The organism is Actinoplanes solisilvae (assembly GCF_003999975.1).
In the GTDB taxonomy this organism is placed as follows: Bacteria; Actinomycetota; Actinomycetes; order Mycobacteriales; family Micromonosporaceae; genus Actinoplanes; species Actinoplanes solisilvae.
In genome coordinates, this window is the sequence record NZ_RJAC01000004.1 from 237,391 (window position 1) to 260,491 (window position 23,101).

The following is a 23,101-nucleotide window of genomic DNA, read 5'->3' on the forward strand; positions in this document are numbered from 1 at the left end:
ACAGTGCCCCCCCCCCCCCCCCCCCGCAACCCGAATACCTCACCGCCGCCCCGCCCGCACTCGCCTCGGCCAAAGTCCCGATCTCCAAACCCGCGCCATCCCACCCCGACGCCCTCCCCACCCCGGGCAGATCAACGATGTAGGCCTCTCGAACGCGCTTGAGACCCGATATCAAAGACCTACAAGGCAATCTAGCTTCGAGACCCCTGCTTCCTAGTTCTGGAAGATCCCATGATCTGCGGCGGGCGAGGGCGTCGGGCAAGCATCGAGGCCCCGTTTGCTGGTTCGGGAAAGACTTGCCGATATCGACGGGTGCGGCCGCGACGATCAGGGTGCCGTCGGTGCTCCGGTCGATCGACGGCACCATCGATCCCCGGCGCACGACCAGGTCGACATCCGCGACAGAACGGGCACATAGCGGCCGCGTCTCCCCGACAAGCGATTCGACGGTCGGCCGCGCCACCAGCCGTTGCGGACATCGGAACCCGGCCGCCCGCAACGGAAACGGGAATCCCGCGGCCCGTACCGGGAACTGGCGAAATCCCCTATCGCTGACGCTCACAAGATCGAAATCAAAGCGGGGATGTCGTTGATTCCTTTGGGTTCTTAGGGTTTTTGCGGTTGTGCGCGCCGGTGGCCGGGCGCACACCGTCTAAGGCATCCTAGGATGATGGTTTGGTTACTGCGTTCTCGCTCACGGACCCCACGCCCCGGGTGGATCTTGTTGCGGGAAGGCGGACAATCGACGATGTGCCGCGACCTTCTGGAAGTGCCCCGCCGCACCGGCACACCGCCGGTCCCCTGAGGACTCGCGAGGAGCTGGCGAGCCTGCGGCCCGATCTCCTCGACGGCTACGACGCGGCCCTGCCGGGCGCCCGCGCCTCGATCCTGGCCCGCCTGCTCGGCGCCCTCGACCGCGAACCCCTCCCCGGCCTGCTCAGCCGCCGCCCCGGCGAGGCAACCTTCGCCGCTGCCCCAACCCGGGTGACCGTCCGGTATCCCGCGGACGCGGCACGACCGTTCGCGCGGGTGGCGTCCGGGCTCACGGCCACGGTCGTCGGCGGCGCCCAGATCGCCGACCCGCGCGAGCTCGTACGGCTGCTCTGGGGTGACGTCCCCCTCGCGGGCGAGATCGACAACAGTGTCGCCAACCTCGCGCTCGCCCGCGCCCACCAGCCCGCACAGGGCTTGCCCGGCCCGGGCGACCCCGACGCGCTCGGGCTGATCGAGCAGCTCGTCACCGACGGGCACCCGCTGCACCCGTGCTGCCGCACCCGCGGCGGCATGACCGTCGCCGACGTCCTCGCGTACGCCCCGGAGCACTCCCCCGTCATCCGCCTGCGGCGGCTTCGGGTGCCGCGCGACCGCTGGTACGGTCAGGCCCCGCCGATCCTCTTCGCCCACCCGTGGCAGGCCGACCGCCTCGTCGCGAAGCACCCGTGGCTGGTCCCCGACGGCGAGACCGACCCCGTACGGCCCCTGATGTCGCTGCGCACCGTCGCCCCGCTCGACGGCGGGCCGCACATCAAGACCGCCGTCGACGTGCAGATGACCAGCGCCGTACGCACCGTTTCCCCGGCCGCCGTGCACAACGGCCCGGTCCTGTCCAGGCTGCTGCGCCGTCTGACCGCCGACCAGCCGATCGAGATCCTGGCCGAGATCGCCGCCGGCGCCGTCATCGTCGACGGCGAACCGCAGCGCCACCTCGCGCACGTCCTCCGGGAGGCCCCTCAGCTCAAACCGGGCGAGCTGGCCGTCCCGCTGGCCGCGGTGCCCTTGTTGACGGTCCAAGACCCGTACGAGTGGATGGGTTTGCTGGCGGAGGTCTTCTTCGCTCCCATCACCCGGGTGCTGGCGCGGGGCGTCGCGCTGGAGGCGCACGGCCAGAACGCGCTCGTCGTGCTCGAGGACGGCCGGCCCACCCGCATGCTCTACCGCGATCTCGGTGGGGTGCGGGTCAGCGCCGCCCGGCTGCGCGCCATCGGCATCGACCCGCCGCGGCTGCACGGCGATCTGCCCAGCGACGATCCGGCCGAGCTGCGCACCAAGCTGGCCGCCGCCGCGTTCGGCACCGTGGCCGCCGAGCTGATCGCGGCGTTCGGCGCCGACGACGACCGGCTCTGGGGCATCATCGCCCGCGCCGTGCGCGCCACCGGCACCGAGGACGTGCCGCACCTGCTGAAGGACCCGCTGCCGGTCAAGGCCACGACCGCGATGCGGCTGGCCACCGACCCGCTCGACGACCGATGGGCCCTGCTCCCCAACCCGATGGCGGACCACGCATGAACAAGACCCTGCGCCCCGAACGGATCGCGCACACCGAGGCCGCACTCGCGGTCCACGCCCCCGAGCTGGTGCCCGGTTTCCTGGCCGCGCTGCCCGAGGCGGCCGACACCGTCGGACGGCGGCTGCGCGGTGCCCTCGTACGCGAAGGGCTGCGCGACATGGGGCCGGGCGAGCGGCACGGGTTCGGCCGGGTCGAATACCCGGACGCCGGCGTGGCCGACCCGGTCGAGCTGCTCGAGGGCATCGACGCGCCCGGGTTCGCCGCCGAGATCCGCAACGCGGTCATCAACCTGGCCATCGCGCTGGCCCGGCCCCGGCCCGAGGTGGGCGACGACCCGGACGAGCAGGCGATCGGTCTGGAGAGGCTGGCGATCGCCGGGCACAATCTGCACCCCTGCGGGCGTACGCGTCTGGGCTGGGACACCGGCGACGTGCTCGCGCACGATCTGGAGGTCGCGAGCACCCGGATAGGTTTCGTCGCCGTCCGCCGCGACCGGCTCGTCGGTGACGACGTGTTTCCCGAGGTCGCCGGGCCGGACGGGTTCGTGGTGCAGCCGGTGCACGCGTGGCAGCGCGACAACGTGCTCCCCGTGCGCTACGCCGACCTGCTCGCCAGTGGGGACCTGCGGATCCTCGACGAGGAGCGGGCCGCGATCCCGACCGCGGCGCTGCGCACAGTGCTGTTGCCGGGCACCGGGCAGTATCTGAAGGTGTCACTGGACATCCAGGTCACCTCGACGCGGCGCAGCATCAGTGTCGCCAGCACCCGCAACGGCCCGGCCGTGTCCGCGCTGCTGCACCGGCTCGTCGACGACGACCGGGTGATGCTCATGGCCGAGACGGCCGGGGCGGCCGTACCGGTCGGGTCGGGGCGCGACCTGTCGGCGATCCGCCGTGCCGGGCTGGCCGGGCGGCTGCAACCCGGTGAGCGGGCGATTCCCGGGGGCGCCCTGCCGTTCCTGCTCGACGAGCTGGTCACCGGGGATCCGGAGCAGTGGCTCAGGGCGTACGTGGAAATGGTCGTGCCGCCGCTGATGCGGCTCACCGCTCAGGGGGTCGCGCTCGAGGCTCACCTGCAGAACTGTCTGCCGACCTTTGTCGACGGGCGGCCGCACCGACTGGCGCTGCGCGACTTCGCGGGCCTGCGGCTGCACCTGCCCCGGCTCGCGGCGGCCGGGCACACGATCGATCTGTGGCCGGGCTCGGTGGTCGGCACCGACGACCTCGACGTGTTCCGGGCGAAGATCGGGTACACGCTGTTCCAGGCCCACCTGGGCGAGCTGATCCTGCGGCTCGGGGTGGAAGAGGACCGGGCGTGGCGGATCGTGCGCGCCGTGCTCGACGAGCATGCGGCGCCGGACGACCTGGCCGCGTTCACCGCGCCGACCGTGCCGCACAAGGCCCTCGTACGGATGCGGCTGGCCGGGGAGGGCGACATCTACGTGCCCGTACGGAATCCGCTGCATGCGCCCGCCTGAGCACGTCGTCGAGGCGCTGCGCTCGCTGCCGCGGCCGGTGTGCGCCTACGTCTACGACACCGTCGCGCTGCGCTCCCGCGCCGAGGTGGTCCGGCAGCGCCTTCCGGTTCCTGCTTCCCTGATGTACGCGGTGAAGGCCAACGGGAATCCGTCGGTGCTCGCCGCCCTGGCTTCGTCGTGCGACGGGCTCGAGGTGGCGTCGGGCGGGGAGCTGACCCTCGCGCGGGCCGCCGGGGCGAAGCGGATCGTGTTCGGCGGCCCGGCCAAGACGGACGCGGAACTGGTCGCCGCCCTCGACGCCGGGGTGCAGATCAACGCGGAGAGCGTGCACGAGCTGCACCGGATCGCCGCCCTGCGGCCGGGCGTTGAGGTGGTGCTGCGGGTCAACCGGGCCGGGGCCGCCCTGTCCGGCAGCCACTCGATGACCGGGACGTCCACGCCGTTCGGCGTCGATTCCTCGCTTCTACGTGCGGCCCTGGCGGTCCCCGGCGTACGCATCATCGGGTTTCACCTGCACGCCGTGTCGAACAACCTGGACGGTCACGCCCACGCGGCTTTCGTCGAGGAGGCGTTGCGCTGGTCGCTTTCCACCGGCATCAACCCGCGCGTGGTCAACGTCGGCGGCGGTTTCGGCGTCGACTACCTCAGCGACGCGTCGATGGACCTGACTCCTTTGTCGTCGGTGCGGGTGCCGCCCGGCGTCGACCTGATCTTCGAGCCGGGCCGCTACCTGGCCGCCGACGCGGGCTGGTACGCCGCCGAGGTGATCGACGTGAAGACCACCCACGGCCGTACGTTCGCCGTCCTGCGCGGCGGCACCCACCACTTCCGCCTCCCGGCCGCCTGGGGCTACGACCACCCGTTCACGGTCCTGCCCGTCGACGAGTGGCCGCACCCGTATCCCCGGCCTTCGGTGTCGGACACCCCGGTCGACGCCGTAGGCGAGCTGTGCACCCCCCGCGACGTGCTCTGCCGCGGCCGGCACGTCTCCCGCGTACGGGCCGGGGACGTGCTCGTCTTCGGCCGGACGGGCGCCTACGGCTGGGACATCTCCCACCACGACTTCCTGCGCCACGACCCGCCCGACTTCGTGATCGTCTGAGTCCGGCCCGGTCAGTCCATGAACCACCAGAGGACGGCCTGACCCGCGGGCGTGGCGGTCCAGACGGCCATGCCCGCGGCGGCCGTGCCGACCACGGCCAGCCCGGTTCGCGCGCGGCGGGTCAGGTCGCGGACCCGCACCGCGCACAGCACGGCCACCAGCCCGAGCACACCCGTCGTACGGATGCCGTTGACGCCGGCGAGGTCGAACGGCAGCGCGCCCGTCGAAAGCGACCACATCGCCCCGACCAGCGCCACCGCGGCGGTCACGGCCACGGCCGCCAGGAGCCCCCGCCGGGCGCGACCACGGCGAAGCACGGACAGGCTGCCGGTCATCACCACCCACGGCAGCAGGAACAGCACGCCGAGCACCGCGACCCAGGCGGCGAGGTACAGCGCCACCCAGATCGGCATCGTCCAGCCGGGGGTGCCGGCCAGCGGCCAGAGCGACTTGGGGTCGTAGTCCGCGGTGCCGCCCGCGATCCGCGACGGCACGTCGAGTGCGTAGTAGCGCACCGGCACCATCAGGATCCAGGACAGGACCGGGCCGAGCAGGCCGTACAGCAGGATCCGGGCGCCGATCCCGGCGCCGGTGAGCCGTACAGCTGGCAGGCCGGACCCTGCGCCGCTGTGCCGCAGCACGGACCGGCGCAGCCCGGGCAGGGTGCGCAACGCGCCCAGCAGATAGCTGAGCCGGGCACCGGGGCCGAGTTCGTCGAGGTCGCTGGTCCATTCGCCACGCTGGCGGTCCCGGAAGCCGGCCGGTAGCGCGGCCGCCAGCACCGCGGTCGCCGCCGTGGCCAGCCGGCTGCTTCTCAGCCTGCTCCTCACCACGCGAACCGCCGGTTCCGCGCGGGGCGCTGGGCGTCGCGGGTGGCGGCCAGGCGGCCGCTGACAGAGCGAGCACTGCGGCGTTGCGCCGCCCGGGCAGCCGCGGCACCGGCGGCGGCGACCCCGGCCGGGGTGAGCCGGTAGTAGCGGCGGCGCGGCCGGCCCTCGGCATGAATGTCAACCTCCTCGGCGTGGCTGGTGAGCCACCCGGCGCCCTCGAAGGCGACCAGGATCGGATAGATCGTTCCCGGTTCCAGACCGACGGTGCCGGCGAGTTCGAGGCCGTACCGCTCACGTTCCGGCTCGGCCAGCAACGCCTGCAACACCAGCAGGCGCGGAGTGGTCATCCGCAAAGAGGACATGACCGAACTCTATATAGCTAGTCCTAGTTCTGCATAGGGGGGTCCGGACGCTTAGAGGGTCGCAGGTCTGCCGCTATCAGCGAGTAGACGGCCACATCCACCCGCCCGGTGAGGACGATGCCCGCGTCTCGAGCAGTCCCCTCGTAGGTGAAGCCGGCCTTCTCGGCGACCCGTCGCGACGGCGGTGGCGATGCGCAGAACCACCCGCTCGAACCACCCGGGTGGTGGCGCATCGCCCCAAGAAGTTCGGGCGGCCCAGACTTCGGGGTCACGGGTCGAAATTCTGTCGGCGTATCGGCACCGGCCTGCAAGACTGGCCGCGGGCCGGTGGCAGAGCCGGGTTATCGCAACATCCACGGCCGGAAGCTGGGCACGCCCGGCGGCCGTGGATGTGTGGGGGTACCGGCGTGCCGCACCCCACCGGGGGTTCGAATCCCCTTCGGTCCACCACCGGGCCGGCGGACGCTGTTGGCCGGCATGGAGGCCGAGGACTTGTCGGCAGCCGGGAAGCGCTCTCCGCCCAAGGACATAGTCGGATGTCGCGCTGCCTCAACGGGCAGATGCGGCGTGCGCCTGTGTCACCCCCGCGTCTGTCGACGGTGGATCGACGGCAGACCGGACCTGACCAGTTCGTACTGGTCTGAGTGTTCCGTCGATCAGTGCCTTACGCTTCCGGGCCGAGGGGAACTTCGGCCGCCTGGTTTCACGACGGTCGATGAAAGCATTGTTGGGCGATGACGAATCTGTTAACTTTTCAGCACCTTCCGAGAAAGCGCTCTCCGAAGGGTTGAGCTCCACGATCTGACGGCGCCACACCCCCGATCCGGTGCCGTCGGCAGCCGCCCACGAACACCCGACTCACTTCCATCCCCCATCGCGGCGCCGCGCGACGTCCCCCGATGCGCGACGTGCCGACCCTCCACCGCTGGGACAGACGCGGCACCGTCATGCGCGCTCAGGGACCCATCGCGGGGGCGCCTACCGCGGCCACGTTCGAGACGTGATCGGCGCACGTCTCGGCTGCTTTCCTCACGAGAGGGACCCAACCGATCATGATTCGCAGAGTGCTACTGATCGTTGCCCTTGTCCTGGCCGGAGTGGGCGTCAACGCCGCCCCGGCATTCGCCGCCGACTTCTCGGTGCTGATCTTCAGCAAGACCGCGGGGTTCCGGCATGACGCCATCCCGGCGGGGATCACCGCGATCCAGCAACTGGGCGCGCAGAACAACTTCGCTGTCGAGGCGACCGAGGACGCCGCACAGTTCACCGACACGAACCTGGCCCGGTTCAAAGCGGTGATCTGGCTGTCCACCACCGGCGACGTGCTCGACGCGACCCAGCAGGCCGCGTTCGAGCGTTATCTGCGCGCCGGCGGCGGCTATGTCGGCGTGCACGCCGCCTCCGACACCGAATACGACTGGCCCTGGTACGGCAACCTCGTCGGGGCCTACTTCGCGAGTCACCCCGCGATCCAGCCGGTCACGGTTCGCATCGAGGACACCGCTCACCCGTCCAACGCGGGCATCCCGGTGAACTGGAACCGCACCGACGAGCTGTACAACTACCGCACCAACCCCCGCTCGCAGGTGCACGTCCTCGCGAATCTCAACGAGGCCACGTACACCGGCGGCACTATGAACGGCGACCACCCGATCTCGTGGTGCCGGCCCTACGACGGCGGCCGATCCTGGTACACCGGCCTCGGCCACACTCAGGAGAGCTACACCGAGGCCCACTTCCGCACCCACCTGCTCGGCGGCATCAAGTACGCCGCGCAGAACGTCGGCAACTGCTCGGTGCAGGGTCCCGCCGGCACGTTCAGCCAGGTGAACCTGGCCAAAGGCGTGGCGGAGACCGGTGAGCCGATGGGCCTCACCGTGCTGCCCAACCGGGGTGTGCTGCACACCTCGCGAAACGGCGTCATCCGGTACACCGATGTCAACGGCAACACCAAGATCGCGCTGACGCTGCCGGTCTACAGCCACGACGAGGAGGGTCTGCAGAGCATCAAGGCCGACCCGAACTTCGCCACCAACCGCTGGGTGTACGTCTATTACGCGCCACCGTTGAGCACGCCGGGCGGCGACGCTCCGTCCACGGGTACGGCGGCGCAGTTCGCCCCGTTCAACGGCTCCAACAAGCTGGGCCGGTTCACCGTGCGGGACGACAACACGATCGACCCGGCCTCGCTGGTGACGATCCTCGACGTGCCGACCAGTCGTGGGCTGTGCTGCCACGTCGGTGGCGACATCGACTTCGACGCCGCCGGCAACCTGTACCTGTCCACCGGTGACGACACCAACCCGTTCGACTCGGCCGGTTCCGCGCCGATCGACGAGCGGGCCGACCGCAACCCCGCCTACGACGCGCAGCGCACCTCGGCCAACAGCAACGATCTGCGCGGCAAGGTGCTGCGGATCAGACCTGGCGCGACGGGTGGCTACAGCATCCCGGGCGGCAACATGTTTGCCCCGGGCACACCGAACACCAGGCCCGAGGTGTACGCCATGGGCTTCCGCAACCCGTTCAGGATGAGCGTCGACAAGGCCACCGGCGTCGTCTACCTCGGTGATTACGGCCCCGACGCCGGCTCGGCCGACCCGCAGCGCGGGCCCGCGGGCACCGTCTCGTTCGAGCGGATCACCCGGCCGGGCTTCTTCGGCTGGCCCTACTGCTCCAACTACAACACCCCCTACCAGGAGTACGCGTTCCCCTCCGGGCCGTCGTCCGGTGCGTACAACTGTGCCGGTGGGCCGACGAACAACTCGCGGAACAACACCGGTGTCACGGCGCTGCCGGCGTCGCAGGCGGCATGGCTGCCCTACGGTGGGCAGGGTCCCTGGCGGCCCGAGCTGGGCGGGGGCGGGCCTATGGGCGGCCCCGTCTACAACTTCAACCCGGCGCTGGCGTCCGATGTGAAGTTCCCGGCGTCGTACGACAAGAAAGTCTTGCTCGGGGAATTCACGAGTCGCTGGATCAAGGCGGCCACCCTGAACGGCGACGGCACGGCCGGCGCGATCGAGCCGATCCCGTGGACCGGAACGGCGATCATGGACATGGAGTTCGGGCCGGACGGCGCCCTGTACGTGCTCGACTACGGCACGACCTGGTTCGGCGGGGATGAGAACTCGGCTCTCTACCGGATCGAGTACAACAGTGGCGGCAACCGGGCTCCGATCGCACAGGCCGGCGCCACCCCGTCCTCCGGCGCGGCGCCGCTGACCGTGCAGTTCAGCTCGGCGGGCAGCAACGACCCGGACGGCGACCCGATCACGTACGCCTGGGACTTCACCAGTAACGGCAGCACCGACTCCACGGCGGCCAACCCGACGTTCACCTACCCGGCGAACGGCGAATTCACCGCGACGCTGACGGTACGGGATTCCGGCGGCAAGACCTCGACGGCCAGTACGGTCGTCGGAGTCGGCCGGCCATCCATCCAGTTGGTCGCACCGCCCGACGGATCGGTGTTCCAGTTCGGCGACCTGGTGCCGTACGAGATCAGGGTCACCGACCCGAATGCCGGCACCATCGACTGCAACCGGGTCGTGCTCAACTACGTGCTCGGCCACGACAGCCACGGTCACCCGATTACCAGCAAGAACGGTTGCAGCGGCTCGATCCAGACCACGGTGGACGGTGAGCACGACGCGAGCGCGAACATCTTCGGGGTGCTCGCCGCGCAGTACACCCCCGTCACCGGGGTCGCGGTCCAGGCTCAGCACCTGCTGCAACCGCGGACCCGGCAGGCCGAACACTTCAGCACCATGAACGGCGTCCAGGTCGCCGCCAAGGCCAACGCGCACGGCGGCAATGCCATCGGCTACATCGAGAACGGCGACTGGATCTCCTTCGCCCGGTACAACCTGTCCGGCGTGACCGGGATCAAAGCGCGGGTCGCCTCGGCCGGCGTCGGTGGCACGCTGACCGTGCGGACCGGCTCACCGACCGGCCCGGTGGCCGGCACGGTGCAGGTCGGCCCGACCGGCGGCTGGGAGACGTGGGTCGACGTCACCGGGACGGTCAGCCCACCGGCCGGCACGCAGCAGTTGTACCTGGTGTTCACCGGCGGCGCGGGATCGCTGTTCGACATCGACGACTTCACGTTCACCTCCGGCGGCACCACCCCGCCGCAGTCGGGCAACCTGGCGTTGAACAAGCCGGTGACGGCGTCGAGCGCGGAGTCCGTCGCCTACCCGGCGTCGGCCGCGGTGGACGGCTCGCTGACCACCAGATGGGCGAGCACGTTCAGCGATCCGCAGTGGATCCAGGTGGACCTCGGCCAGTCGACCTCCATCGACCGGGTCAAGTTGACCTGGGAGGCGGCCTACGGCTCCGGTTACCAGATCCAGACGTCGACCAACGGGACGACCTGGACCACGGTACGGACGATCGCCGGCGGCGACGGTGGGGTGGACGACAACACGGCGCTGGGCGCCACCGGTCGCTACGTGCGGATCAACGGCACGGCCCGCGGCACCGCCTGGGGCTACTCGCTGTTCGAGTTCGAGGTGTTCGGCGGCGTTGTCGTGCAGCCCTCGGGCAACCTGGCGTTGAACAAGCCGGCTACGGCGTCGAGCACCGAGGCGGTCGCCTACCCGGCCTCCGCGGCGGTGGACGGTTCGCTGACCAGCCGATGGGCGAGCGCCTTCGCTGACCCGCAGTGGATCCAGGTGAACCTCGGTCAGTCCTACCCCATCAATCGGGTCAAGTTGACCTGGGAGGGGGCGTACGGGTCCGCGTACCAGATCCAGACGTCGACCAACGGGACGACCTGGACCACGGTACGGACGATCGCCGGCGGCGACGGTGGGGTGGACGACAACACAGCGCTGGCCGCCACCGGCCAGTATGTGCGGATCAACGGCACGGCCCGAGCCACCGCCTGGGGCTACTCGCTGTTCGAGTTCGAGGTCTACAGCTGATCGGACAGACCGCGTACGACGGGTGCGGGGACCTTCGGGCCCCGCACCCCGGTCTGTCCCGGCTGAGAGTCACTCATTGACGAAGGACCGGCACGTTCGGTTTCTGACACCGCGGGCCCGCTCTCTCGCCGGCGGATAGTCGATATGGAACTCGGGGTGGGCCGTCAAGCGGCGCGGTGGCGGATGAGGGCTTCTACCGCGTGACGGCGAGTTCGGCCTCGCTGCGCAGGATGCAGAACTCGTTGCCTTCCGGGTCGGCGAGCACCACCCAGCCCGTGCCGTCGTCGTTGCGGTGGTCGGCCACGACGTTCGCGCCCAGGCCGGTCAGCCGGGCCAGTTCCTCGTCGCGGGTGCCCTCGGCCGGGCGCAGGTCGAGGTGGATCCTGTTCTTGCCCCGTTTGCGGTCCGGGACCTCGATGAACAGCAGCCGGTGCCGCCCGTCGGCCGACGAGATCAGGCATTCCTCGTGGCCCGGCTCGTTCGGGTCGTCGGGGTCCTGCCGATAGTCCAGAACTTCCTGCCACCAGCGGGAGAGCGTGTAGGCGTCGGCACAGTCCACGGTGGTGTGGGAAACGAAGGACGTCATCCCCGAACGATCCCAGACTGGTGGTCAGGGCTGCGAGCCGGTTACCTCGTACGCCTCGCGCAGCAGCCGGGTGGCGGTGCCGGCGTTGGCGGAGTCGATCTCGACTTGGCGGGTGCGGTGGCCGTCGGTCATCTCGATGATGACTTTGGCCCGGCGTGAGGACAGCAGCCAGGCGCTCAGGACGCCGCCGAGCGCCGCGACCGCCCCGCCGCTGCCGAGCGCGACGGTGAGCAGTTCGGAGGGGCCGCCGGGCGCCGCTTCGGCCGCGACGGTGTAGACGTTGCCCCGCAGCTTGTCGTCGTGCTGTAGCCGGGAGCAGAGCGTCATGAGGTCGTGTGGAGTTTCGTCGACGAGCGCGATTCTCGCGTGCACGCGGCGATGATGCTCCGATGCGGGCGGGTAAGCCAGCCATCGACGGCGTCGCATCGGTGAACAGTTCGTTACGCTCCGCGCCCGGACGGTCTAGCGGGCTGGTGGGGCGGGCCGTAGCCGGCGGATCTCGCGCAGGGCCTGGCGGCGCACGTCACCCGTGAGGGTGTCGACGTAGAGGGTGCCGTTGAGGTGGTCGGTCTCGTGCTGCAGGGCGCGGGCCAGGAAACCGGTGCCGTGGATGACCAGCGGGTCGCCGTTGCGGTCGAAACCGGTGGCGGTGACCGACATCGCGCGTTTCGTCGGGAAGTACAGCCCGGGGATCGACAGGCAGCCCTCGTCGTCGTCCTGTTCGCCCTCGAAATCCGTCAGCACCGGGTTGACCATGTGGCCGACCACGTCGTCGACGTTGTACGAGAAGACGCGCAGGCTCACACCGATCTGCGGGGCGGCGACTCCGGCGCGGCCGGGCTCGCGGACCGTGTCTTCCAGGTCGTCGACCAGGGCGCGCAGCTCGGCGTCGAACGAGGTGACCGGGTCGCACTCGGTGCGCAGCACCGCGTCGCCGAAGATCCTGATGGGGCGCACTGTCATGCCGCCAAGATTATCGGGGAGGCGGTGCTCAGCCGAACAGGGCCAGCTGGTCCTCGGCGAGCAGTTCGCGCAGCTTGGCCAGCGAACGGCGGGTCTGGCTCTTGACGACGGTGGTCGGCAGGTCGAGCACGTCGGCGACCCGTTCGACGCTGTAGTCCTCGAAGTAGCGCAGGATGACGATCGCCCGGTCGCGTTCGGGCAGCCGGGCCAGCGCGTCGAGCATCGTCAGGCGCAGCTCGTGGCTCTCGCGGTGGACCGGTTCCCGCAGCACGCCGGGTGTCGTCTCGCTCGACGAGCGCAGCCGCCGGTGGTCGAGGAACACCCGGAACAAGATCTTTTGGGCGTACGCCACCAGGTTGTCGGACTGCACGGCCCGGCGCCAGTTGAGGAACAGCTTGGTCAGCGCGTTCTGGGTGAGGTCCTGCGCGAGATGCCAGTCGCGGCACAGCATGAAAGCGGTCGTACGCAGCCGCTCGGCGTGGGCCTGCGCGAACTCGGCGAACTGTTCGTCGTCGGTCACGGCGTGGGCACCGGCAGCGCGCCGAACTGCTTGTCACCCACCGCGACCAGCTCGGGGTCCATCGTCAGGCCCCATCTCGGGTTGGAGGCGAGCAGGATGGCCTCCTTCTGCGACAGCACCGGCGGGCCGTCCGGGCCGTCGCCGCTCTTCAGGGCCAGGCACGTCCCGACCTCGAGGCGCACCGTCGTGCCGTCGGGCCAACGGGAGGTGACCGTGGTCGAGCGCGTGCAGTCGTCGGGGAAGTCGGCGACCGTCACCGTCGCGGTGTCGCCGCGCGCGGGCCGCGGGCCGGCCGTCGCGGCCTGGTCGAGCTCCAGGCGGATCGTGCCCGGGCCTGCCCCTCGGTCGAGGATGACCTCCACGCTCAGCGGGCCGGTGTCGGCCGTGGCCGGCTTGCTCGCCGCCCCGGCCGGCAGGAGCTTTGTCAGAAGGTAAAGCATGGCCCCCGCTGTCGCTTTCGTCGGAGTTCCGGCGGCATCGTGCGTGCCGCTGCGGATCGCCAAACTACGCTGCGGGGCCAGCGTTTCGGGGACGGCTGAACCGAACGGCACAGATCCGGGAGACACGGGCGCCTTGGCCGCCGCCTGCGCCCGCGGCGCCTCCGGCGGTGCGGCGGCCGGGGTGATCAGCTCGTCGACGGACTCTGCGGCGAGCTGATCCGAGCGCGGCCCGGGCACGAGCGCCACGCTGCCGGCCAGCAGAAACCCGACGAGGCCGACGGAACCGGCCAGCACCAGGCCCGCCCGGCGGCGGCGCTGAATACGGCGCCCGTCGCGCAGCGCGGCACCCACCACGTCACCCAGCGGCGGCGGCCGCTCGTCGTTCAGCTCGGCCCGCAGCAGCGCACGCAGGTCTTCGGTCACAGGCGAACCCTTCCCCAGCCGTTCCAAGGCATAAGACGGGCCGGCCCGTCCGTTCGGTGACCGCCCCGACACCCTCAGATGTGTGGCCCCGGTCTCATCGCCCCCGCGTCCGAAGGCCCCAATGGTGCCCGCTCGCCCGCGAACCGGCCAAATCAGCCCCGAGCCGTGGCCGTCGGCACGACAGGGGGTGGGAGGGAGGCGGGCGGAGGCCGAAGGAGCGGGGCGCGCAAGAACGGCGGAGTGCGGATAGCGCGGGCGGTCTTCCGGGGCGGGTCAGGCCGGGGCGGCTACGGCGTAGGTCAGGTAGGCGAACGGGCCGCGCTGTTCCATGCCGGTCAGGGTCAGGCGGGAAGAGGTCAGGCGGCGGGGCAGCAGTGGGGCGCCGCCGCCGAGGGTGACCGGGGCGACACCGAGGATGATCTCGTCGAGGAGGCCGGCGTCGGCGAAGGCTCCGGCGAGCTCACCACCGCCGACGATCCAAATGTTCTTGTCTGCGGCGGCGGCGCGCATCGCCTCGTGAACCGGGCGCACGTCACCCTCGACGAAGTTCACGGTGGCGCCGGGGATCGGCGGCAGCGAGCGGTGGGTGAACACCCATGAGGGCACGTCGCCGTAGTAGCTCGACCACTTCTCGGGGTTGTCGCCGAGCTTGTCGTGGTCGAACACCCACTCGTAGGTGGTGGCGCCCATCGCGAACGCCCCGACCTGGGTGAAGAACGCCGAGAACGGGTCGGTGCCGGTGTCGTCGGCGCGCTCGCCCTCGGTCTCGAAGAGCCAGTCGAGCGAGTTGCGGGAGTCGGCGATGAAGCCGTCGATCGAGGTGGCCGTGTAGTACTGCGTCTTCGTCATGCCCCGCACTGTCCCACCCGCCTACGACAAACTCAGGGCCTTCTTGATCGGGGCCAGCTTGGCCGCCGCCTCGGCCACCTCGTCGGCCGGGTCGCTGTCCCACACGATGCCCCCACCGGCCCAGGCGTGCACCCGCGAGCCGTCGACGGCGACCGTACGGATGGTCAGCCCCAGATCGACGTGGCCGGTGCCGATCCAGCCGACCGCGGCCATGCTCACCCCACGCCCGACCGGTTCGAGGCGGGCGATCTGCGACAGCGCCGCGATCTTCGGCGCACCCGTCACCGACCCACCCGGTACGAGGGCCCGCAGCAACGCGGCCAGGGACAGCTCACCGGTGACGGGCGCCGACACGACCGACTCGGCCTGCCACAGCGCGGCCCACCGGCGTACGGCGAAAAGCTCCTCGACCTCGACCGGGCCCACGCCGGGCAGGCGGGAGAGGTCGTTGCGGGACAGGTCGACGATCATCACGTGCTCGGCGCGTTCCTTGACCGAGGCCAGCAGCTCGCGGCGCCCGACCGCGGTGGCCGGGCGGGTGCCCTTGATCGGGCGGGTGATGACCCGGCCGTCGCGCACCTCCACGAGCGTCTCGGGCGACGCGGTGGCCAGGGCCCAGCCGGGACCGGCCAGGACGCCGCCGTAGCGCGCGCCCGGCAGCGAGGCCACCCGCAGCAGGGCGGCCGAGGGATCTCCGGCGTACGGCGCGCTGGTATGCCCGACCACATTCACCTGATAGACGTCGCCGCGCCCGATCGCCTCGCGGACCGCGGAGACGGCCGCCGCGTGCTCCTGCGGGGTCCAGCTCGGCTCCCACTCCCCCAACTCCCACCGACCGTTACCGGAAGGTTGCACGGGGTGGTCACCATGGTGGTAGACGACCGCGTACACGTCGGGGATCGACGGCACCGGCGTCTTGGCGGCAGCGGCGCCGCCGGCCATCACGGAACCGGCATCCGCGGACACGTAGAGTGCCGCTCCGCAAATCGAGCCAGCGCTGGTCGGGTGAATCTGGGTGGCCGTTCGGCCAATGTTTCGCACGCCTAGTCCGTTGTCCGCGAGGAACTCGGAGACAAGCTCGGCAGGGTCCCCGCCGTCGGATGAGCGCCATACCAACGAAGTTGACGCTCGGTGACGGCCCTGGCAGGACGCCGGAGCGCCCGGCGGGGAGCCGAAAGGAGGTGTCGGGAAGTGGTCGAACGACCGGCTTCCGTGGACCATCGAATACGAGGATTCTGTCAATGGAGACACCGTCACCCGCCCGAACCGCGGTCGTTCGATCTGAGGTAACGTCCGTCACCGTCGTTGTGAGTCATCACACAGCCCCCCGACCGGAGAAACACCGATGTGCCAGCACACGAACCCCTGTCCCAGTGCCGAAGCCGTCGACCGTGAGGCCGCGCGGACCGTCGCGGCGTGCCGCGAGCAAGGCTGGAGCCTCCTCTGCAACGGCGTGATCGTCTTCGAGGACACCGGCGAGATCCTGCCCGACGGCACGATGATCGCCCCGCACCGCGGCCCCGCCCCTCACGCCCTCGCGGCCTGACCGCGGAACCGCACTCAACCCGCTACCCAGCGTAGCGACGGGGGCCTGCGAACCCAGGCCCCCGCGAAGCCACTATCAGTCCTCGAACGCCTCCGGCGAGGGGCACGAGCAGACCAGGTTCCGGTCGCCGTAGGCACCGTCGATGCGGCGCACCGGCGGCCAGTACTTCGCCGTACGGTCCACCCCGGCCGGGAACCCGGCCACCGAACGCGGGTAGGCGTGCTCCCACTCGTCGGCCGAGACCGCCGCCGACGTGTGCGGCGCGTTCGACAGCGGGTTGTCGCCCGCCGGCCACACCCCCGCCGCCACCTGGTCGATCTCGCCCTTGATGGCGATCATCGCGTTGACGAACCGGTCGAGCTCGGCCAGATCTTCGCTCTCGGTCGGCTCCACCATGAGGGTGCCGGCCACCGGGAACGACATCGTCGGCGCGTGGAACCCGTAGTCGATCAGCCGCTTCGCCACGTCGTCGACCGAGACACCGGTCGCCTTCGTGATCGGCCGCAGATCGAGGATGCACTCATGGGCCACCAGCCCGGTCCCGCCCGTGTAGAGCACCGGGTAGTGCTCCCGCAGCCGCGACGCCACATAGTTGGCCGTCAGCACCGCCGTACCGGTCGCCGCCGCCAGGCCGTCCGGGCCCATCATCCGCACGTACGCCCACGAGATCGGCAGGATGCCGGCCGACCCGTGCGCCGCCGCCGACACCGCGTGGTGCTCACCGGGCAGCAGCGGGTCGCCGGGCAGGAAGTCGGACAGGTGCGCGCGCACCGCGACCGGGCCCACGCCGGGGCCACCGCCGCCGTGCGGGATGCAGAACGTCTTGTGCAGGTTCAGGTGCGACACGTCGGCGCCGAACTTGCCCGGCCGGGCGAACCCGACCAGCGCGTTCAGGTTGGCGCCGTCGACGTAGACCTGGCCACCGGCCTCGTGCACGGCCGCGCACAGGTCGGCGATCGACGTCTCGTACACGCCGTGCGTCGACGGGTACGTCACCATGATCGCCGCCAGGTTGTCGGCGTGCTTCGCGATCTTGGCGTGCAGGTCGGCCATGTCGACGTTGCCCGCGTCGTCGCAGGCCACCACGACGACCCGCATGCCCGCCATGACCGCGCTGGCCGCGTTCGTGCCGTGCGCGCTCGACGGGATAAGGCACACGTCACGGTGCTCGTCGCCACGCGAACGGTGGTAACCGCGGATCGCTAGCAGACCGGCCAGCTCACCCTGCGAACCCGCGTTCGGCTGCACGCTCACCGCGTCGTACCCGGTGATCTCGGCCAGCCACCCCTCCAGCGACGACACCAGCTCGGCATAGCCGGCCGCGTTCGCCGCCGGGGCGTACGGGTGGATGTTCGCGAACTCCGGCCAGGTGACCGGCTCCATCTCGGTGGTCGCGTTCAGCTTCATCGTGCACGAGCCCAGCGGGATCATGCCCCGGTCCAGCGCGTAGTCACGGTCGGACAGCTTGCGCAGGTAGCGCAGCATGCTCGTCTCGGAGTGATGCGTGCGGAACACCGGGTGGGTCAGGTAGTCGCTGGTCCGCGCGAGCGCCGCGATCCCCGAAGAGGCGGCCGCGCCCGGCGTAGCGCCGAAAGCGGCCAGTACGGCGGCGACGTGCGCCACGGTGGTCGTCTCGTCGCACGAGATCGAAACCCGGTCGGCGTCCACCAGACGCAGGTCGATGCCCTCGGCCCCCAGCGCCGCCACGATCTCCTGGGCGCGACCCGGGACGACGGCGGTCACGGTGTCGAAGAAGTCGGTGTGGGCGACCTCGACGCCGGCCGCGCTCAGGCCACCGGCGATCGACAACGCCCGCGAGTGCACCCGCGTCGCGATGTCCTTCAAACCCTGCGGCCCGTGGTAGACGGCGTACATGCTCGCCATGACCGCGAGCAGGACCTGTGCCGTACAAATGTTGCTCGTCGCCTTCTCACGACGGATGTGCTGCTCCCGCGTCTGCAGAGCCAGCCGGTACGCCGGAGCACCATCCGCGTCCTTCGAAACGCCGACCAGACGACCCGGCAACGACCGCTCCAGACCCGCACGAACCGCGAGATAGCCCGCGTGCGGACCACCGAAACCGAGCGGCACCCCGAAACGCTGAGTCGTACCGGCCGCGATGTCCGCCCCGATCTCACCCGGAGAACGCAGCAGCGTCAGACCAAGCAGATCCGCGGCCACGGTCACCAACGCGCCCTTCGCATGCGCCGCCGAGATCAACTGCTCATGATCCCGTACGGCCCCCGAAGCGCCCGGATACTGCAGGTGCAGGCCGAAGAACTCGCCGGGCAGCTCAGCGCCACCATCCAGGTCGACCAGGTGCAGGTCGATACCGAGCGGCTCGGCCCGTGTGCGCAACACCGAGAGCGTCTGCGGCAGCGTGTCGGCGTCGACCACGTACACCTGGGACTTGGACTTGGACGCCCGCTTCGCGAGGGTCATCGCCTCGGCGACCGCGGTGCCCTCGTCCAGCATCGACGCGTTCGCCGTCGTCAGGCCGGTAAGGTCGGTCACCATCGTCTGGAAGTTCAGCAGCGCCTCGAGCCGGCCCTGACTGATCTCCGGCTGGTACGGGGTGTACGCCGTGTACCAGGCCGGGTTCTCCAGCACATTCCGCTTGATCACGGCCGGGGTGAACGTGCCGTAGTAGCCCAGGCCGATCATCGAGGTCGTCACCCGGTTACGGCCGGCGATCGCGCGCAGCTCGGCGATCGCCTCCTCCTCGGAGGCCGCGTCCGGCAGCTCGAGGGACCCGTGCCAGCGGATCACCTCGGGGATCGCCGCCTCCATCAGGGCGTCCAGGGACGCGTACCCGATGGTCTTGAGCATGTGGGTCTGCTCTTCGTTGTCCGGCCCGATATGCCGGGAAGCGAACGTCATGACGGCTCCTAAGAGAGGTCGACAAGGCGGCCTCCCCCTCTGTCACCGCGCACGGCTTCAGAGTCGCCTGCCCACGCGGTCCTTTTGCCTGAGAGGTTCCGGGGAGGATTTGCCCCTTCGGCGCCGACACCAATCCCGTAGGATGTTGCGGTCTCTCCCGCGTGGCTAATCACAACGTACCAGCGCGCATGTTTCACGTTGATGTCTCTAGGGTGGGGTTGTGATCTACACCCCCGCGGGCGACCGCTACGACTCCATGCCCTACCGGCGGACCGGGCGCAGCGGACTGCGCCTGCCCGCCATCTCGCTCGGCCTCTGGCACAACTTCGGCCACGAACGGCCCTGGGACCGCCAGCGCGACATCGTCCGCCGCGCGTTCGACCTCGGAGTGACCCACTTCGACCTCGCCAACAACTACGGCCCGCCGGCCGGCAGCGCCGAGGAGAACTTCGGCCGCATCCTCACCGCCGACCTCGCGCCCTACCGCGACGAGATCGTCGTCTCCACCAAGGCCGGCTACTACATGTGGCCCGGCCCGTACGGCGAGTGGGGCAGCCGCAAATACCTGGTCAGCTCGCTCGACCAGTCCCTCAAGCGCCTCGGCCTCGACTACGTCGACATCTTCTACCACCACCGGCCCGACCCGGACACCCCGCTCGAAGAGACGATGGGCGCCCTCGACGCCGTCGTACGCGCCGGCAAGGCCCAGTACGTCGGCCTGTCGAACTACAACGCCGAGCAGACCGCCGCGGCCGCCGCGATCCTGCGCGATCTCGGCACCCCGCTGCTGATCCACCAGCCGTCGTACTCGATCCTCAACCGCTGGATCGAGAAGGACAACCTGCTCGACACGCTCGAGTCGGTGGGCGCGGGCGCCATCGCCTACAGCCCGCTGCAGCAGGGCCTGCTGACCGACCGCTACCTCGGCGGCATCCCCGACGACTCGCGCGTGCGGACCAGCAACTTCCTCAACGAGAGTGATCTTGACAACCAGACGCTCGGACGCATCCACGCGCTGAACGACATCGCCAAGCAGCGCGGCCAGTCCCTGGCCCAGATGTCACTCGCGTGGGCCCTGCGCGACCCCCGGATGACGTCCCTGATCATCGGGGCCAGCAGCGTCCAGCAACTCGAGAACAACGTCGCCACGATCAACAACCTCACGCTCACCTCAGAGGAGATCGGGGCTATCGACGGGACCGTGCTCGACCTCTGAAACGCGGCGGCTTCCTTGCCGCGTTTCGCATACCGTCGCCGCATGATCGAATTGGTCGAACGGCACACCATCCTCGGCGTCGTGGTCGGATCGCGGGCGTACGGACTTTCCGGGCCCTCCTCCGACCACGACCGCCGGGGCGTCTTCGCCGCACCGACCCGCCTGTTCTGGTCATTGGACAAACCACCGACCCACCTCGACGGGCCCCTGCCCGAACAGTTCTCGTGGGAGATCGAACGGTTCTGCACCCTGGCGCTGCAAGCGAATCCGACGGTTCTCGAAGTGCTCTGGTCCCCCATCGTCGAACAGGTCACACCCCTCGGCTCACGGCTGCTGTCCGCGCGCGACGCCTTTCTGTCGCGTAAAGCCGCTTCCACGTACGGCGAATACGCGCGCGACCAACTCAACCGGGTCGACGCCCGCCGAGCACGAACCGGCGAGACGAACTGGAAACAGGCCATGCACATGATCCGGCTCCTGACGGCCGGCGCCCACGTGCTGCGAACCGGCTCGGTCCTCGTCGATGTGACTCCGCTGCGGACACGGCTGCTCGACATCAGAAACGGGTCGATCCCCTGGCAATCGGTGACGGCGTGGGCCGCCTCCCTGCGCGAGGAACTGTCCTCGGCACTGGCGGCCAGCCCGCTACCGGAATCGCCGGACCGCGACACGATCGACCAACTGCTTCACGCCGTACGAGAGGAGGGCCTCAAATGACGCTGACAGTGCCAATGTGGGCCGGCGAGGTCGTCGCCGCACTGCCCTATCCGGTGGTCTTCGCGACCGTCAGCGGAGCCCACCTGTACGGCTTCGCGTCGATCGACTCCGACCTCGACCTGCGCGCCGCCCACCTGCTGCCCGCCGCCGAAGTCGTAGGACTGCGCACCGGCCCCGAAACCGTGTCGTCCAGCGGATACCGAGACGACATCGAACTCGACGTCGTCAGCCACGACCTGCGCAAATTCGCCCGCCTGCTGAACAGCCGCAACGGCTACGTCCTCGAACAACTGCTCTCGCCACTGGTCGTGGCCACCACTCCCCTGCACTCGCAATTGGTCGCCCTGGCACCGTCGTTCATCACCTCGGGTCACGCCCACCACTACCTCGGCTTCGCGACGTCCCAGGAAAGGCTGTTCGACCAGACCGGACGCCTCAAAGCCGCCCTGTATTGGCTACGCGTCCTGCTTACCGGCCGGCACCTGATGCTCACCGGACTTCTCGAAACGGATCTGAACGTCCTCGGAACCTCGTTGGATTACGTGCCGGAACTGATCGCCATGAAGCAATCGGCCGAGAAGGGACCGTTCCCCGCCGCGCTCGAGGTGCAACTCCGCGCCGACACGGCCCGGCTACGCCTCGAACTCGAAGCCGCCCGGGACGCCACTCCCCTGCCCGCCTATCCCGACGAATCCGCGGTGGACGCCCTCGACGCACTGGTGGTGCGAGCACGCCTGGAAACGGTGTCCTCTTTCGAGAGCGAACGTCAGATGTAGGACTACCGTTTCGCCGCGTTCGCGATGACCTACGCGGTACTCCGCCATTTCCTGACCCGGCAGCGGCTCAAGAAACTCCAGCCGTTCCTGGTCCTCGCCTTCTTCCTGGCCGTGGCGGTGATCGCGGTGAACTGGTGGAAGGAGGACCGCCGCGGAACCCCGATCACCGTCTACAACAAAGTCACCAAAGGACTCGAGATGACCGACACCGGGGCCGGCTATCTGTCGTCCCGAACGGTCAACTCCTGCCGGGTCAAGGGATGTCCGGAAGCGGCCCAGTCGAGCCTCTGGTATCGAGTGACGGACGACGACGGCAATGCGGGCTACCTGGCCGAGGTGTGGGTGGTTCGCGACCAGCGCGGCGGGTTGGGCCTGCCGAACTGTTAGCCGCCGCGACGCGGGACCAGTGACCGACCGCGGTCCGGGGCGAGCATGGTCTGCCCCGGTTTACCGCGCCGGAAAGAATGCGATTCCGCTGCCCCGGTCATTGATGTCACCGCCGCCGAACAGCTCGCATCGATCACCGCGCATGCTCCGATAACGCGCGCGGCACACGTTCCCGCACGTGAAAGCAGATTTCCTCGACATCCGGGAGCCCAGGAATTGCTTCTCATGGGTCGTCGCCGAAGGCGTCGTTCTGTGTTCTGCGGCTCCGCCGCTATGGCATCCTAGGAAACTAGGAACTCGGTTTGGGCAGGGTGTCGGTTTACGCTGATCGCATGTCCACCGCTTCTCGTGTCGCTGTTCACCTCGCTCGGCCGCATCGGGCCGTCCTGGTGGCGGGGACCCTGGGCGAATTGAACGGGCCGACAAGCGGTTTGGTCGAGCTTCCATTGCGGCTCTGGTGGGGGCCGCGCAGCGCGTTCGACCTGGCCCAGCCGACCATGCTCGCCTGGATGTACGAGAACGTTCTGCGCGAGGCGATCCGGGTCGAGGAATTGCGCGGCTATCTGCACGGCGCGACGCTCGTGCGGGTGTGGCCGGAGCTCAATCTCCCCCGCGCGGTGCGGGCGGCCTGGGAGGCCCGGCATCCCCGGTTGCGCGCGGCCGGTCTGCGGCCCCACGCCGATCAGCTGGCCGGAGCCGGCGCCCTCTGACCGTGCCGGCCAGGCGCGGCTGCTGACCCCGGCAGACGGCTGACATCGCGATCGACACGTGCCTTGCCCAGTGCGCTGATGGACAGCCTTACTAACTGGCGCTGC

20 protein-coding genes, 1 pseudogene and 1 riboswitch are annotated in these 23,101 nt (G+C 69.9%); of the genes and pseudogenes, 11 read left to right on the forward strand and 10 right to left on the reverse strand.

What is annotated here, in order from left to right; genetic code table 11:
• Positions 1-750 precede the first annotated feature (750 nt).
• From EER30_RS14525 to EER30_RS14535, 3 genes are read left to right on the forward strand one after another with little or no spacing between them, the layout of a single operon-like run.
• Positions 751-2,286: an IucA/IucC family protein gene (locus EER30_RS14525; RefSeq protein ID WP_127500945.1), complete on the forward strand. Its 1,536-nt coding sequence runs from the start codon at positions 751-753 to the stop codon at positions 2,284-2,286.
• Entirely contained in the window at positions 2,283-3,764 is a 1,482-nt protein-coding gene (locus EER30_RS14530; protein WP_127500946.1) for an IucA/IucC family protein, read from the forward strand. The genes EER30_RS14525 and EER30_RS14530 overlap by 4 nt, the downstream gene beginning before the upstream one ends.
• Positions 3,751-4,866, forward strand: a complete 1,116-nt coding sequence (locus tag EER30_RS14535) for an alanine racemase (protein ID WP_127500947.1) — start codon at positions 3,751-3,753, stop codon at positions 4,864-4,866. Before EER30_RS14530 ends, EER30_RS14535 begins: the two co-directional genes overlap by 14 nt.
• 11 nt (positions 4,867-4,877) lie before the next feature.
• On the opposite strand, the gene EER30_RS14540 is transcribed toward EER30_RS14535, so the two are convergent.
• Positions 4,878-5,696 (reverse strand): hypothetical protein, encoded by an 819-nt coding sequence (locus EER30_RS14540; RefSeq protein ID WP_127500948.1) that lies wholly within the window; start codon positions 5,694-5,696, stop codon positions 4,878-4,880.
• Entirely contained in the window at positions 5,693-6,058 is a 366-nt protein-coding gene (locus tag EER30_RS14545; RefSeq protein ID WP_240670017.1) for a PadR family transcriptional regulator, read from the reverse strand. The genes EER30_RS14540 and EER30_RS14545 overlap by 4 nt, the downstream gene beginning before the upstream one ends.
• 321 nt (positions 6,059-6,379) lie before the next feature.
• On the opposite strand from EER30_RS14545, the pseudogene EER30_RS47060 reads away from it, so the two are divergent.
• Both EER30_RS47060 and EER30_RS14555 read left to right on the forward strand, forming a co-directional pair.
• Positions 6,380-6,508, forward strand: a pseudogene (locus EER30_RS47060).
• Between the two features lie 614 nt (positions 6,509-7,122).
• Positions 7,123-10,983: a ThuA domain-containing protein gene (locus EER30_RS14555; protein WP_240670018.1), complete on the forward strand. Its 3,861-nt coding sequence runs from the start codon at positions 7,123-7,125 to the stop codon at positions 10,981-10,983.
• Positions 10,984-11,176: 193 nt separating this feature from the next.
• Here the strand turns inward: EER30_RS14555 and EER30_RS14560 are convergent, their stop codons facing one another.
• From EER30_RS14560 to EER30_RS14590, 7 genes are all read right to left on the reverse strand, one after another.
• Positions 11,177-11,569 (reverse strand): VOC family protein, encoded by a 393-nt coding sequence (locus tag EER30_RS14560; RefSeq protein WP_127500950.1) that lies wholly within the window; start codon positions 11,567-11,569, stop codon positions 11,177-11,179.
• Between the two features lie 24 nt (positions 11,570-11,593).
• Positions 11,594-11,941: an effector-associated constant component EACC1 gene (locus EER30_RS14565; RefSeq protein ID WP_127500951.1), complete on the reverse strand. Its 348-nt coding sequence runs from the start codon at positions 11,939-11,941 to the stop codon at positions 11,594-11,596.
• Positions 11,942-12,031: 90 nt separating this feature from the next.
• Entirely contained in the window at positions 12,032-12,532 is a 501-nt protein-coding gene (gene def / locus EER30_RS14570) for a peptide deformylase (RefSeq protein ID WP_127500952.1), read from the reverse strand.
• Between the two features lie 28 nt (positions 12,533-12,560).
• Complete coding sequence (locus tag EER30_RS14575; RefSeq protein ID WP_127500953.1) at positions 12,561-13,052, reverse strand: SigE family RNA polymerase sigma factor; 492 nt, start codon at positions 13,050-13,052, stop codon at positions 12,561-12,563.
• The gene (locus EER30_RS14580; RefSeq protein WP_127500954.1) at positions 13,049-13,915 is read right to left on the reverse strand and encodes a hypothetical protein; all 867 of its coding nucleotides are present in this window, start codon (positions 13,913-13,915) and stop codon (positions 13,049-13,051) included. Before EER30_RS14580 ends, EER30_RS14575 begins: the two co-directional genes overlap by 4 nt.
• Positions 13,916-14,188: 273 nt before the next feature.
• Positions 14,189-14,764, reverse strand: a complete 576-nt coding sequence (locus tag EER30_RS14585) for a dihydrofolate reductase family protein (protein ID WP_127500955.1) — start codon at positions 14,762-14,764, stop codon at positions 14,189-14,191.
• 21 nt (positions 14,765-14,785) lie between these two features.
• A complete protein-coding gene (locus EER30_RS14590) occupies positions 14,786-15,985 on the reverse strand; it encodes a chorismate-binding protein (protein WP_127500956.1) in 1,200 nt (399 codons plus the stop codon).
• A gap of 124 nt (positions 15,986-16,109) precedes the next feature.
• Between EER30_RS14590 and EER30_RS14595 the strand changes: the two genes are divergently transcribed.
• On the forward strand, positions 16,110-16,310 hold the full coding sequence (locus EER30_RS14595; protein ID WP_127500957.1) for a DUF5999 family protein: 201 nt from the start codon (positions 16,110-16,112) through the stop codon (positions 16,308-16,310).
• 75 nt (positions 16,311-16,385) lie between these two features.
• Here EER30_RS14595 and gcvP read toward each other — a convergent pair whose 3' ends face one another.
• Complete coding sequence (gene gcvP / locus EER30_RS14600; protein ID WP_127500958.1) at positions 16,386-19,190, reverse strand: aminomethyl-transferring glycine dehydrogenase; 2,805 nt, start codon at positions 19,188-19,190, stop codon at positions 16,386-16,388.
• 66 nt (positions 19,191-19,256) lie between these two features.
• A riboswitch (glycine riboswitch) is annotated at positions 19,257-19,360 on the reverse strand.
• A 50-nt stretch (positions 19,361-19,410) separates the two neighbouring features.
• Here gcvP and mgrA point away from each other — a divergent pair.
• From mgrA to EER30_RS14625, 5 genes are all read left to right on the forward strand, one after another.
• Positions 19,411-20,406 carry an L-glyceraldehyde 3-phosphate reductase gene (mgrA, locus tag EER30_RS14605; RefSeq protein WP_127500959.1) on the forward strand — a complete coding sequence of 332 codons (996 nt, stop codon included), beginning with the start codon at positions 19,411-19,413 and terminating at the stop codon, positions 20,404-20,406.
• A 42-nt stretch (positions 20,407-20,448) separates the two neighbouring features.
• Positions 20,449-21,123: a nucleotidyltransferase domain-containing protein gene (locus EER30_RS14610; RefSeq protein ID WP_127500960.1), complete on the forward strand. Its 675-nt coding sequence runs from the start codon at positions 20,449-20,451 to the stop codon at positions 21,121-21,123.
• Positions 21,120-21,899 (forward strand): nucleotidyltransferase domain-containing protein, encoded by a 780-nt coding sequence (locus EER30_RS14615; protein ID WP_127500961.1) that lies wholly within the window; start codon positions 21,120-21,122, stop codon positions 21,897-21,899. The genes EER30_RS14610 and EER30_RS14615 overlap by 4 nt, the downstream gene beginning before the upstream one ends.
• A gap of 24 nt (positions 21,900-21,923) precedes the next feature.
• Positions 21,924-22,286 (forward strand): hypothetical protein, encoded by a 363-nt coding sequence (locus EER30_RS14620; RefSeq protein WP_127500962.1) that lies wholly within the window; start codon positions 21,924-21,926, stop codon positions 22,284-22,286.
• A gap of 332 nt (positions 22,287-22,618) precedes the next feature.
• Entirely contained in the window at positions 22,619-22,996 is a 378-nt protein-coding gene (locus tag EER30_RS14625; protein ID WP_127500963.1) for a hypothetical protein, read from the forward strand.
• Positions 22,997-23,101: the final 105 nt, after the last annotated feature.